The 12,976-nt window shown below is 69.6% G+C and carries 11 protein-coding genes and 1 pseudogene; 5 read left to right on the top strand and 7 right to left on the bottom strand.

Going from position 1 to position 12,976, the window contains the following annotated elements; genetic code table 11:
* Nucleotides 1-47 precede the first annotated feature (47 nt).
* The 6 genes from GAS53_RS14110 to GAS53_RS14085 all read right to left on the bottom strand — a co-directional run bounded on the left by GAS53_RS14110 (nucleotide 48) and on the right by GAS53_RS14085 (nucleotide 4,930).
* Complete coding sequence (locus tag GAS53_RS14110; protein ID WP_151477885.1) at nucleotides 48-386, bottom strand: hypothetical protein; 339 nt, start codon at nucleotides 384-386, stop codon at nucleotides 48-50.
* Between the two features lie 296 nt (nucleotides 387-682).
* The gene (locus GAS53_RS14105; RefSeq protein WP_151477884.1) at nucleotides 683-1,912 is read right to left on the bottom strand and encodes a PP2C family protein-serine/threonine phosphatase; all 1,230 of its coding nucleotides are present in this window, start codon (nucleotides 1,910-1,912) and stop codon (nucleotides 683-685) included.
* Between the two features lie 335 nt (nucleotides 1,913-2,247).
* The gene (locus tag GAS53_RS14100) at nucleotides 2,248-3,009 is read right to left on the bottom strand and encodes an isocitrate lyase/PEP mutase family protein (protein ID WP_151477883.1); all 762 of its coding nucleotides are present in this window, start codon (nucleotides 3,007-3,009) and stop codon (nucleotides 2,248-2,250) included.
* A gap of 7 nt (nucleotides 3,010-3,016) precedes the next feature.
* Complete coding sequence (locus tag GAS53_RS14095) at nucleotides 3,017-3,829, bottom strand: SDR family NAD(P)-dependent oxidoreductase (RefSeq protein ID WP_151477882.1); 813 nt, start codon at nucleotides 3,827-3,829, stop codon at nucleotides 3,017-3,019.
* A 337-nt stretch (nucleotides 3,830-4,166) separates the two neighbouring features.
* Complete coding sequence (locus tag GAS53_RS14090) at nucleotides 4,167-4,499, bottom strand: ArsR/SmtB family transcription factor (RefSeq protein WP_151477881.1); 333 nt, start codon at nucleotides 4,497-4,499, stop codon at nucleotides 4,167-4,169.
* Nucleotides 4,496-4,930 (bottom strand): SRPBCC domain-containing protein, encoded by a 435-nt coding sequence (locus GAS53_RS14085; RefSeq protein WP_318722296.1) that lies wholly within the window; start codon nucleotides 4,928-4,930, stop codon nucleotides 4,496-4,498. Before GAS53_RS14085 ends, GAS53_RS14090 begins: the two co-directional genes overlap by 4 nt.
* 1,036 nt (nucleotides 4,931-5,966) lie before the next feature.
* Between GAS53_RS14085 and GAS53_RS55140 the strand changes: the two genes are divergently transcribed.
* Nucleotides 5,967-6,128 (top strand): hypothetical protein, encoded by a 162-nt coding sequence (locus GAS53_RS55140; RefSeq protein ID WP_192583107.1) that lies wholly within the window; start codon nucleotides 5,967-5,969, stop codon nucleotides 6,126-6,128.
* Nucleotides 6,129-6,323: 195 nt separating this feature from the next.
* Here GAS53_RS55140 and GAS53_RS14080 read toward each other — a convergent pair whose 3' ends face one another.
* On the bottom strand, nucleotides 6,324-7,103 hold the full coding sequence (locus tag GAS53_RS14080; protein ID WP_151477879.1) for a GNAT family N-acetyltransferase: 780 nt from the start codon (nucleotides 7,101-7,103) through the stop codon (nucleotides 6,324-6,326).
* 584 nt (nucleotides 7,104-7,687) lie between these two features.
* Here GAS53_RS14080 and GAS53_RS14075 point away from each other — a divergent pair.
* From GAS53_RS14075 to GAS53_RS14060, 4 genes and pseudogenes are all read left to right on the top strand, one after another.
* Nucleotides 7,688-10,441 carry a cation-translocating P-type ATPase gene (locus tag GAS53_RS14075; RefSeq protein WP_151477878.1) on the top strand — a complete coding sequence of 918 codons (2,754 nt, stop codon included), beginning with the start codon at nucleotides 7,688-7,690 and terminating at the stop codon, nucleotides 10,439-10,441.
* Between the two features lie 163 nt (nucleotides 10,442-10,604).
* Entirely contained in the window at nucleotides 10,605-11,066 is a 462-nt protein-coding gene (locus GAS53_RS14070) for a GntR family transcriptional regulator (protein ID WP_151477877.1), read from the top strand.
* A pseudogene (locus GAS53_RS58780) lies at nucleotides 11,063-11,563 on the top strand (ATP-binding cassette domain-containing protein); the annotation flags it as partial. The gene GAS53_RS14070 and the pseudogene GAS53_RS58780, both read left to right, overlap by 4 nt.
* A 407-nt stretch (nucleotides 11,564-11,970) precedes the next feature.
* The gene (locus GAS53_RS14060; RefSeq protein ID WP_225858913.1) at nucleotides 11,971-12,957 is read left to right on the top strand and encodes a transporter; all 987 of its coding nucleotides are present in this window, start codon (nucleotides 11,971-11,973) and stop codon (nucleotides 12,955-12,957) included.
* Nucleotides 12,958-12,976: the final 19 nt, after the last annotated feature.

Genomic DNA, 12,976 nt, shown 5'->3' with positions numbered 1-12,976 from the left:
CCGGCGCCGGGCGTTGCGCCGACGGCCCCGCGGCGCAACGCTGTCTCTCAGACCCACTGTTCCCATGCGGACGACAGACCGGCGTGCAGGGTGACGCGCGGGTCCTCCGCGAGTCCCGTGCGGACCTCGGCCGGGGCGCCGATGAGGTGGATGGACACCGTGGGACCGAGGAGGAACACCTCGCGCACGTCCTCGGCCGTGATCCCGTCGGCGCAGCGCAGCTCGCGCAGGTCCAGGAACGCCGCGCTGTGACCCGGTTCGGTGTGAGCCCGCAGATGCTCGTGCATGCGGTGCCGCGTGGTGGCACCGAGGGTGCCGCTGACCGCGATCCACACACACGACGCCGTCTCGGCCAGGACGCGCATCCGCATGATCACGATGTCCAACGGTGCTCCTGCTATGCCTCTGGTCTGCGGACGGTGAGAGTACGCAGCCGAGAACGGACCCGCACTTCCCTCTTGCTAGCACCGCATTCAGGACCCTCCGGGTCGGGCGCGACTCACGTGCGCGAAGCCTCCCCGAGTCCCGCACACGTGTAACGCCCCGTTCCGCGAAGGCCGGCGACGCACCGCCTGGACCGAGCGGATCCGGTGGCCAGAGTTCTGCTCGGAAAGTGGACGACGTACGGGAGCCTGCTCGCGGCGATCAGGCGGGCCGCGCAACGAGCCGGCCGCCCAGCGCGTCACAGGCGGATGACGATCAGCGCGGTGTCGTCGGTGTTGCCGGCGCGGGGGAGAAGGTCGGCCAGGAGGGCGTCGGCCAGGGCCTCGGGGTCGGAGCGCCGGTGGCGGATGAGGGAGTCGGCGAGGTGGGCCAGACCGGTGTCGATGTCCTCCGTACGGCGTTCGATCAGGCCGTCGGTGTACAGGACCAGCGTGGCGCCCTCCGTGAAGGGTGTGCGGGCCTGGGGGCGGGGCACGTGTTCGGGCCGGGCGGCGAGCGGGGGGTCGGTGGCCTGGTCGAGGAAGGTGACGGTGCCGTCGGGGCGGAGCAGGGCGGGTGGAGGGTGACCGGCGCAGCTGTAGGTGATGGTGTGGCTGTTCCAGTCGATGAAGGTCGTCACGACGGTGGTCGACTCGGCGCCGTCGACGGAGCGGGCGTACAGGCCGAGGGCCTCCAGTGCCTGGGCCGGGCCGTCGGCGACGCGACAGGCCGCGCTCAGTGCGCTGCGCAGCTGTCCCATGGCGCAGGCGGCCTTCAGGCCGTGGCCGACGACGTCGCCGACGGCGACCGCGAGGCTCTCGTCGGGCAGGTCGACCAGGTCGTACCAGTCGCCGCACACGTTCAGGGAGCCGATGGCGGGCCGGTAGCGCACGGCCGCCCCGTGCGGCCCGGTCGGGCCGGGTGCGGGCAGCATCGCGGACTGCAGGGCCAGGGCGACCTCGCGTTCGTGGGCGTGCGCCTTGCGCAGGCGTTCGTTGACCTCCTGCAGTTCGCGGGAGCGGGTGTACAGCTCGGCCTCCAGTACGCGGGCCTGTCTGTCGCCGCCCGGGCCGCCGCGGGCGCGGATGAGTTCGGTGACCTCCTCCACCCGGTGCACGATCAGCACCACATGCCCGTCGGGGCCGAGGACGGGTGCGTTGACCGGGCTCCAATAGTGTTCCTGCCAGTGGCCGGGGCGCTGGGGATCCTCGATGTCGTAGCGGAGCAACGCCATGGTGTCGCGCTCGCCGGTGTCCACCACCCGCAGCATCGACTCCCGGGTCTCCCGCATGCCGGCCGCGGCGGAGTCGTTGGGGTTCTCGGGGAAGACGTCGAAGATGTAGCGGCCGAGCAGCTGCTCGCGGGTGCGCCCGGCCAGCCGCAGGAAGTCGTCGTTGGCATCGGCGTACACCAGGTCAGGGGTGAGCAGCGCCACCATGCCGGGCAGGGCCCGGAAGACCGCCGCGTAGTCGATCTGCGGTTTCCTCATGTCCTGCCTGCCTCGGCGCCGAGCGTCAGTGTGCTTCCACCATAGGAGCGATCACGACACGGGGCCTGGGCACTGACTCTCTCTGGGGCCCGGCAGGGTCCGCCAGCACCGTCGAAGCCTTTCGACCTGCAACGCCAACCGTCCCTATGACAGTCCGACGGCACAGGGCCTGGCCCGGCGGACCGGGCTCAGAGTCAAGACCATACGGTTCTGATCCGACACCGGGATCGTGCCGCCAACAGACCGCAGCCCGGTCGGCTGTCGGCTCTGTGACATCGGGCGCTCGACGCAGTCCCCGTGAAGCGTCGGCTTGTGGGAGAAGTCGAGCTGGTCCGTCACTTCCGTGCCTCGAAGAGAGGCCGGAGGTCTGTGTGCAGGTGGTCGAGTGCGCTGCGGTACAGCTGGGGCCCCACGGAGATCCGGGCCACACCGATTGCACGAAGCTCGTCCAGCGACCCGCGTTTCAGCGGAAGACCGGCGTTTACCGGCGCGCCGACCTCGGCGACGATGGCCCGGAGGTCGTCCGGCCCGGCTCCGGGAGGGAACACACAATCAGCGCCGGCCGACCAGTACGCCTCAGCCCTGCTGATCGCATCGGCACGTTTCTGATTCTCGGCAAGCGGCGAGGTGGGGGAGAAGGAGTCGATCCGGGCATTGATGACCAGCGGCACCCCGTTACGGTCGGCGGTTGCGCGCATCTGCGCGATGTAGGTGGCGCGGACATCGACGTCGACCAGGCCGCCGTTGGCGTGATCACTGTCCTCGATGTTGCACCCGACGACTCCGATCTCGCTCAGCAGTTCGACCAGCTCCTCCGGCGCCATCCCGTAGCCGGCCTCGGCGTCGACGGTGACCGGCACGTCGACAGAGGCTGCGATGCGTTGGGCGACGAACATCATCTCCTCGCTCGGGGCACCCTCACCGTCGTCGTAGCCCAGAGCGGCGGCGATCGCGTTGCTCGCGGTCGCGACCACCGGGAAGCCCGCGTCGACGACGGCGCGGGCGCTGCCCACGTCCCAGGCGTTCGGCAGCACCAGCGGAGCGCCCGGGATGTGCAGGGAACGAAGCAGTCTGGCCTTGTCGGCCTGATCGGACACAGCGGTCTCAGTCGACAAGTGCGCCGGCGGACAGATTGGCGATTGTTCCGGTCATGGCTCCAGCTCGATCTGAAGCCAGGAACGCGGCCGTCTCGGCGATTTCAGAGAGCGTGGGCAGCCTCTTCAGAAGCGTCCCCTGCGCCATCCCTCCGCCTTCGAGCAATTCCTGGACCGACTGCCCGGCCGCTGCCGCGGTTTGCTTGAAAAGGTCCTTGGTGTACGAACCCGCTGCCGGCGCATCGACGACAGCGTGTGGACGGATGCCGATCACCCGGATGTTGCCGGGTGCCAGCTCCGCGGCCAGAACCCGCGAGAAGGCCTCCTTGCCGGCCGCGCTCACGCTGTGCCCCAAGATGCCGCCTACAGCCAGTTTGGAACCCGGCTCGGACAAAGTCAGGATGACGCCAGGACGCTCGCTGCCCATGTGCCGTGCCACGGCCTTGCTTGTGATGAACAGCGTCCGCAGAAAGCCGTCAATCGGCCGCATGAACTCCTCCAGCGAGAGGTCCTCCAGCAAAGTCCCCTGGTCGTGCATGACACTCACGGCGTTGAGGGCGATGTCGATACCGCCGGCCGTCGCCGCGATCGCATCGGCGTGCTTTTCGACCGCCTGTTGATCGAGAACGTCAACTTGTGCGGTCTCGACTTTTCCGCCCATGGCGGCGATATCACGCGCCACGGCGTCGAGCTTCGCCTGCGTCCGCCCGGCGATGAAAACTCTCGCGCCTTCGCGGGCGAATACCCGTGCGGTTGCGCCGCCGATAGCGCCCCCGCCCCCGTAGATCACCGCGTTCTTGTCGTCAAGCAGCAATCCATTCATTTGTGTCCTCCAAAGGTGATTGATTCTTCCGGATGACTACGCAGGCTCGACGGTCACACCGTCGCCGCCGCGAGCTCTGTCGCGTCCGCAATTACCGGAGGCTTCAGAAAGCCGGCGGCCCAGGCGACCGAGATGGAGATCACCGCAATGATCAGGGGCAGTGACGACAGCAGACGAGGCGGCGAACGTGCCGATCGCCACGCCACCGGGATACGAGCCCAACGCGATGCGCACGGTGGCTGCGGAGACCGGCAGCGAGGACGCCACGTGCGACGTCGACAGGGGCGCCGACATCGGTCGAGGAGGTCGCCAGGGATCGCTTCCGGCGGCCTGTTGGTCAGTCGTGTTTCTGACGCTGGATCTGTTCCGCGATGCGCTTGATGCGGTTCAGTCGTGCATCCCAGGTCTTGCCGACTTCATTCAGTTGCCGGACGGCGCGGGTGAGCTGCGCCTCGTCAACTTCGTAGCGCCGCTCGCGGCCCATGGGTGTCGCGTGTACGAGGCCTGCGCGGTCGAGGACGCCCAGATGCTTGGTGACCGCTTGGCGCGAGATCGGGAGACGATCGCTCAGGCTGGTCGGCGTACCGACTCCTTCCGCGAGCAGCAGGTCGAGCAGGCGGCGCCTGATCGGGTCGCCGATCGCCGACCAGAGTTCGTCGTCGACGGTCATCGCACCACCACGGAAGGGGCGTAGCTCTGCAGCCTGGGCAGGAACATGTCCCAGCCGCGCTCGTGGTCGTGGAAGGTCTCCTCGAGCACAGCAGCCTCCCAGCCCTTCTCCCGCCAGCCGCTCTCGGTCAGGCGCAGAATCGTGCCGTCACCGGAGGGCTCGAGCTCGAAGGTGACCAGGAGAGAGTTGTCTGCATCGGGCAGCTGACCATCAGGGGCAATCCAGCGGATCGCGAACTTGCGGGGCGGATCGACGTCGACCACCGTGATCGTTTCAACCCCAGCGTGCTCGCCCCACACCAGTTCGCCGATCGCGCCTGGCGCAGGCTCGAACGACGCGTCATCGGGCCACCACATCTTGATGTGTTCGGGACGACTCACCACATCGAACACGATCTCCGGTGCCGCATCGATGCGGATCTCGCGCTCCAACTTTCCGAACTCCACCACGGACCTCCAATAAGCAACCATCGGTTGCGCATGACGATAGTCGTCACGCCAACGATCCGCAACCTCTTGTTGCGTAATGGCCGTGAGGTCGACGCGCCGTCGGGCCTGCCGGCCGGCGGGAGTGTCCGCCGGGGGATCCTCGGCTGCTTCCGCGCAGGACAGCGGATCGCATGCCTGGACCGGGGCCGAGCTGCGGGCAGGCACCCGCGGTGGGCGGCGGCGATCTCCTGGACGCGCCGGGACAGGCCCTGCCACACGTGGAATCGGATGGCTAGCGGACCGGCGCAGGCCGAGCGAAACCACTGTCACAGATGCACGGTGTGTCCGGTCATCACTTCGAGACAGTCGTGTGAGCCCAGGAATGCACGACGGCGGTCTTTCGCTCGTTCGGGGGCGGACCTATGGAGGTGCAGCACAGTGTCGGACAAGGACTCTGCGAACAAGGCCAACGAGCAGCCGCGGCCGGTGAGACCTTCTCGGTGCCGGGCGGCGACGTAAGCCACGTGGGAGGGCATGGGCAGCATGAGCGCCACTGACGTTGTGTCCCGCATGCCGACGGTGTTGTTCGCGGCGGCAGCATTCCATGAGTTGCGACATCGTGGCCTGCCACGAAGTTCCGGGTGGCGCATACAGGTTGGTGGCACATGAGGGTCGACGGTCGCCTGCACACCGTCATGACAACGGCCATGTCCGCCATGCCGAGGAGTCGGGGCGCTTGGGTGCCTGACCGCGACGGCACGGAGTCTCTGGTCCGCTGCAGGCATGGCCGCGATGCCCTGGATGGCACCCCGACGACGAGTTCGGGAAAGACCAGCGAATCCCACCACCGGGCATCCCGAGGACACGTGTGAACGACGGACCCGCCACCCGCCTGACCAGCGCGCAAGACACAAGACTCATCCACCGCCATCCATGGCCTACACCTGGCGATGGACGGCACACCCCGACGCTCCCGCAGATCGCGGCAGGGCACAGCTCAAAGGAGGCAACGGTGTTCGAATCCCGGGCAGAGGCAGAAATGCGACTGTACTCAGAGAAGACGGCCAAGGAACTCGCCCTGAAAAAGCAACGGGAAGAGGACAGCGAGAACGACGACGTCGCCGAGACACCGCCTCGGGCCGATGAGGTGGACGCGACCACGGAAACGACGGTCACCACCGACGCGGAGACCGCTGGATGACCTCTGGCGCGGGCGGCCCGGGTGAAGTGGTGGGTAGCTGGGTGCCGGCGGCAACCGTCGGCACCCAGCCCGGAGTTACGTGCCGTGGATCGTCCCCCGAACCCGCAAGCGGCCGTCAGCCGTGAGCCGTGCCCGCGCTGGGCAGCGGGCCACTGCGGCAGGGCGGGGACGGCAAAACCGTCCCCGCCCCGGGCGTCATCGTTCGAGCGTCATGTACAGGCGGGTGCCATGGGGTTGGTAGCCAACCCGTTCATAGACGCGGCGGGACCCCTCACCTCCGTACTCCAGCCAGACCGACCGTGCTCCGCGGGCGAACATGGCCTCGCTCAGCGCCGCGGTGACAGCAGCGGCGATGCCCTGCCCCCGGAAGGCAGGCCGGGTACCCACGCCCGCCAACTCCGCGGTTCCCACGGCGGGCGCCGAGCAGGAGGCCGCACCGGCGCAGTCACCGTCGGGGGCCCGCACGAACCGGACGGCCCCGCCGCTCGCCTCGACCCGGCGCAGCCTGGCCGCGCCGTCCGCGGACGCGGAGAACTCCCCGGCGAACGCCTCGGACAGTGCGGCATCGATCGACACGTAGTCCTCGTCCGAACGCGGGGCTTCGACCTGCAGCGGAACGGGGCTGAGGCGGCGGGCCGTGCCGACGGCCGGCGGCATCGTCAGGGTGACGGGAGTGCAGACCAGGTACTCGTGCACAGCCTCCGTGGTGAACCCCGCTTGCCGAAGCGCCGCGTCCACGGCGGGCGCGCCATCCGGCGCGAACTCCAGGCGTGGCTTGAGGCCGTGCTCTCGGAACGCGTCGATCAGGGCTGCGACGTCCCGTCGGCTCGGGCGGGCGTCGGGCAGAGGTGTTGCGTAGTTGATGTAGGGGCTGGTGGTCGCGGGGTCGAACCCTGCGATGAAACCGCCGATTTCGATCGCTTCGGGGCGGCGGCGGAGGTTGATGACGGCAAAGCTCTGGACGTCGATGTCCACGGTATGGATGACCTCACGAGAGATGGCATGACGGAGCGCGCTCTCACCGCACAGGCGGATCGAGAGCCACGCAGGCTTGTGGTCCCGGCATCGGCCAGGAATCACCTCGGCGCCGCGAGGTGACGACGGTGCATCAGGCACCGCATCGTGGGGCCGCCGTCATCGGACGCGAACGACACCGGTAGCCGCCATGCCGTAAAGCAGGGAGGTCAGTGCCGACGACGGCCCTCGGGGGACGCCGCAATCATTGGCTTCAGTCCTTCGACGTGAGTGAGTACATGGTGAAAGCGCAGCACACGCTTTCACACCAGAAAGGTGCCAGGCAAGGGAGTATCCGACACAAGGATGCAGGTCAACTGCCCCCGACGCGCTGCCGACAACTGGGCCGGCCTGGTCTCTGTCCCTCCGCAGTGGAGGTTCACGCGCTCGGGGTCTTGGGGAGCGCATTGACCCCGCGGCCTCGCGTGTCACATCCACGCCCCATGCCCGGTCGTATGGGTGGAAGCAGTCCTTGAGCCTGCTGACCCAAGGAGCGCTCACGCGAAGCGCCCGTCGTGATGGCTCCTCCTGAAAGGAATGACGCAATGACGACGCTGGACGGGCAATCCGCGAGCGAGGTCGCGCGCCCAGACACCGTGACGCAGGTCCCCGCCGGGGCGCCGGACGCCTATCGGCAGGCTCCCGCCCAGGTGGCAGACCGGCTCGGCGTCGACCCGGGGGCGGGTCTGAGCACGAGGCAGGTCTCCGAGCGCGCGGCGGTCCACGGCGCCAATCGGCTGTCCGAAGCGGCCCGGCGCCCGGAGTGGCTGAAGTTCCTGGACCAGTTCCGCAACTGGCTCATCATCATCCTGCTGATCGCCGCCGTGGTGGCCGGAGCCATCGGTGACATCAAGGACGCAGTGGTGATCACCGTCGTTCTGCAGATCAACGCCGTGCTCGGCTATTGGCAGGAGCGGCGTGCCGAGCGCAGCCTGGAGGCGCTGCGCCGGATGCTGGTGCCCACGGCGAGGGTTCGCCGCGACGGCACGGAGCAGGTGGTGGAGGCACAGTTCCTTGTCCCCGGAGACGTGGTCCTGCTGGAAGCCGGCGACCGCGTACCGGCTGACGGTCGGCTGACCGTTGCCGTGGCGGTCGAGGTGGCCGAGGCGGCCCTGACCGGTGAGTCCCAGCCGGTTGCAAAGAGCGTGACGCCCGTCGATCACACCTCGACCGCCCCGGTGGCGCTTGCCGAGCGCACCAGCATGCTGTTCATGAACACCGCTCTGACCCGGGGCCGTGCCGAGATGATCGTCACGGCCACCGGAATGCGCACCGAACTCGGCGCCATCGCCGAGGCGTTGCGCACCGGGACGGAGCCGCCGAGCCCGCTCCAGGTCCAACTGGACAGCCTCGGCCGTCGACTGGCGCTGCTGAGCGGAGTCGCGGTGGTCGCCTACGCCCTGAGCGCATGGGTCCGCGGCGAGTCGCTCTCGGACATCGCGCTGCAGGCCGTGGCCCTGGCCGTCGCCGCGATCCCCGAAGGGCTGCCCGCCGTGCTGGCCCTGACGCTGGCACTCGGCGTGCACCGCATGGCCCGTCGCGGTGCCATCGTCAAACGACTGGCCTCGGTGGAGTCGCTCGGTGCGGCGACGGTCGTGTGCAGCGACAAGACCGGCACGCTCACCCTCAACGAGATGACCGCGCGGACCTTGTGGACCGCGGGCAGGCTCTACGAGGTCACCGGGGAGGGGTACGGGACGGCAGGCGCCCTCCGCGTCCCCGGCGCGGATGACACGTCTCCCACCGACGATCTCCGTGATGTGGTGCTCCCCTTCGCCCTGTGCAACGACGCACGCCTGACCGACGGCGGCATCATCGGTGACCCGACGGAGGCCGCGCTGGTCGTCCTGGCGGCCAAGGCCGGTGTGGACGCCGACCGGCTGCGGACGGAGCTTCCGCGCGCGGGCGAGCTGCCCTTCGACGCGGCCACCAAGTACATGGCCACCTTCCACACCGAACCCGACGGCCGCACCCGCGTCCACGTCAAGGGCGCGGTCGACGTACTGCTCGGCATGTGCACCGGCGTCCTCACCGAGGACGGCGCGCGCGCCCTCGACGAAGGGCACAGGGACGAGATCCTCGCCGTGACGGCGCAGCTCGGCAGTACCGGACTGCGGGTACTGGGCGCGGCCACCGCCCTGATGGACGGCGCGCCGAGCGCGTTCACTCCGGCCGCGCTGCCGGGCCTGACCCTGGTGTCGGTCGCCGGGATCGCCGATCCGCCCCGCCCGCAGGCACGGGACGCGATGGCGCTGTGCCGCACGGCAGGAGTGGCCGTAAAGATGATCACCGGTGATCACGCCGACACCGCGGCGGCCATCGCCCGCGAGCTGGAGATCGGTGGCGACGTCGTGACGGGCGCCGACCTGGACCGGATGACGGAGGAACAACTCGCCGAGCGCGTCGAGGACATCGGCGTGTTCGCCCGGGTCGCCCCGGAGCACAAGGTCACGATCGTCCGGGCCCTGACCAAGCGGGGCCACATCGTCGCCATGACCGGCGACGGGGTGAACGACGCCGCAGCGCTCAGGGCCGCCCACATCGGCGTGGCCATGGGCATCACCGGCACGGACGTCGCCAAGGAAGCCGCCGACGTGGTCCTCACCGACGACGACTTCTCCACGATCGTGCGGGCCGTCCGCGAAGGACGGGCCATCTACGCCAACATCGTCAAGTTCGTCCGCTTCCAGTTGGCCACCAACATCGGCGCGATCCTGACCCTGCTCACTGCCTCCCTCGCCGGTCTGCCCACCCCGCTCACGGCGGCCCAACTACTGTGGGTCAACATCATCATGGACGGTCCGCCCGCCATGGCCCTGGCCGTCGACCCCGCCCGCGACGATGTGATGCGCCGGCCACCGCGCGACCCGGGTGAGCGGATCCTGGACGCCCACCGGCTCTTCGCCATCGGCCGGGCCGGTGCGGTCATGGCCCTGGGGACCGTGACGCTCCTCGCCGTCGCCCGCTCGTACGTCGACCCGGACACCGCCCTGACCATGGCGTTCACCACGTTCGTGCTGTTCCAGCTGTTCAACGCCCTGAGTGCCCGCGCGGACGACGGCCCGCTGTTGGGCCGTTACCAGCTCCGCAACCGCGCGCTGTGGTTGTGCCTGGCCGGCGTCCTCGCCGTACAGGTCGCCGTCGTCCACCTGCCCTGGGCGCGCACGGTCTTCGGGACCGTGCCGCTGACCGTGACCCAATGGGCCGTGTGCCTGGGCACCGCGTCCACCGTGCTCCTCGCCGAATTCGTCCTGCGCGCCGTACGGTCGGCGCTGCGCGGGGAGGACGTACGAGTCTGACCGCACGCCCGCCCAGGCCGACGAGCGGCACGAGTTGCTGGGCCACCGCGGCGAGGGGCGGCGCAACAGCGACGACAGCCGCTCGGGCAGTGCTCCTGTTTGACATCTCTGCGACCGCTCCACCATGCTTGTATTAATTCATTAATGGAAGCGTACTGGAAGCATGGAAGGTGACGTGGTCGAGTACCGGATCGACCGTGGCAGCGGCGTACCGGCCTACGTGCAGATCGTCGAGCAGACCGAACGGGCGCTCCGGATGGGCACGTTGAAGGTCGGGGACAAGTTGCCCACGGCGAGGGAGGTGGTGGCGGCGACCGCCATCAACCCCAACACCGTGCTGCGGGCCTACCGCGATATGGAGCAGGCCGGCCTGGTCGAACTGCGCCGGGGGCTGGGTACCTTCGTCACGCGGTCGCTCGCGCGGCCCGGCGCGGAGGACGACTCGCCCCTGCGCACGGAGCTCACCGACTGGACGGCACGCGCGCGGGCGGCGGGATTGGAGCGGGCCGACATCCTCGCCCTGGTCACCGCCGCCCTGGACGCCTACGACAACGAGCAAGGCGAGCACCATGAGCAACACGAGCACCCCTCGGGCGACCGGGAGCGGAAAGAGGAGGACGCATGACCGGGCCTGACGCGCCGGCCGCACTGCGCGCCACGGGACTCGGATTCCGGTACCGGAAGCGGGGCGGCTGGGCCCTGCGGGACTGCGAGTTCACCGTGCCCAGCGGACGCATCACCGCCCTCGTCGGACGTAACGGCGCCGGCAAGAGCACCCTGCTGCACCTGGCGGGCGGCCTGTTGCGCGCCGACTCCGGGGAGATACGCGTACTGGACGCCGCACCGGGCACACCCGAAGCCCGCGCCCGGGTCGCCGTGCTCACCCAGGACAAGCCGCTCTACCCCCGCTTCACCGTGGCGGACACCCTGCGGATGGGCGAGAAGCTGAATTCCTCGTGGGACCGCGCGGCGGCCGAGCGGACCGTCCGCGAGGGCGGCATCCCGCTCACCGCCCGCGTCGGCGAGCTGTCCCCCGGACAGCGCACTCGCGTCGCACTCGCCCTGGCGCTCGGCAAGCGGCCCGAACTGCTGCTGCTCGACGAGCCGATGGCCGACCTCGACCCCGTGGCGCGAGGCGAGATCATGGCGGCGCTGATGGCCGAGGCCGCCGACCGCGGCATGAGCATCCTGCTGTCCTCGCACGTCCTGCCCGAACTGGAGCAGACCTGCGACTGGGTACTGCTGCTGCGGAACGGCCGTATCGAGCTGAGCGAGGACGCCTACGCGCTGCGCGAGAGCCACGCCATGCTGACCGGACACGCCGACCAGGCCGACACCCTGGCCGCACGACACACCGTCGTACACCGCCGGACCGGTGGCAGACAGCTGACCGCCCTCGTACGGCAGCACGGACCGCTGCACGGCGACTGGCACGTCGAGCGGCCCAAGCTGGAGGACATCCTCATCGGGTACCTCCAGGACGATGACATGGTGCGCTCCGTGGCCGCCGAGCGGACGGAGGCGGCGGCGTGAAGGGTTCCCTGCGGAACGGCTCCCTCTGGAACGGGTGCCTCTGGCTCGCGTGGCGCCAGCAGCGGGTGCTGGTCAGCGTCGGCGCGGCCGTCCTGGTCGCCGTTGCGGCGATCGCCGCGTACTCCCGGTCGGGCATGCTGGACGATCTGGGCAGCGGGCTGTTCGACCACTGCGATGCCGGGCCCATTCACTGCACGCGTCCCGACACCGGTGTGCCCCTGCTGCTGGACATCGAGCCGCTGCAGTACCTCGGGGCGCTGAACATCGCCCTGCCCGTCATCATCGGCGTCTTCTGGGGCGCCCCGCTGCTGGGCCGCGACCGGGAACTGGGCACGCACCGCATGGTTCTGACCCAGGGAGTGAGCCGCGGCCAGTGGTTCGCCTCGCGGTTCGCCCTCGCGGCGGCGACCACGGTGGCCCTCTCCGGCCTGCTCGCGGGAGTGTTCGCGTGGTGGTGGCGACCGGCCGCCGACCGGAGCTACGGCCTGTTCTGGTACGAGACCACGGCCCTGAGCGGCTCGGGCCCACGCGCCGTCGCAGCCGCCCTGTTCGGTCTGGCGGCCGGCACGCTGCTGGGTCTGCTGGCCCGCCGGGTCCTGGAGGCCATGGCACTGACCCTCCTGGTCACCGGGGCGATGATGCTCGTGCTGGAGTGGACACACAGGATGCGCCTCCTCGTCCCGCCGCACAGCTACATCAGCGCCGGCGGCGTCCCCAAGGCGCCCATGGGCGAGAAGTGGTCGGCCGGCCACTACGGCCTGATCACCGCATCCGGCCGTCGCGACGACGTGATGAACTGCCCCTTCCCGTCAGGTGCCCAGCTCAACGAGTGCATGGACCGGCACGGGTACGTCGCCCGCTTCTACGAGGCCAACCCGGCCGGCGACTACTGGACCTTCCAGTGGATCGACACCGCCGTCCTCGGCGGCCTCGCCCTCCTGCTCACGGCCCTCACCGTGCTGCTCCTGCGCCGCCGCGTCTGACCGCGCCGCACCACCGCAG

The organism is Streptomyces albicerus (assembly GCF_008905045.1).
In the GTDB taxonomy this organism is placed as follows: domain Bacteria; phylum Actinomycetota; class Actinomycetes; order Streptomycetales; family Streptomycetaceae; genus Streptomyces; species Streptomyces albicerus.
Note: the sequence above shows the minus strand (reverse complement) of the source record. Positions and strands in the feature narration are given on the sequence as shown.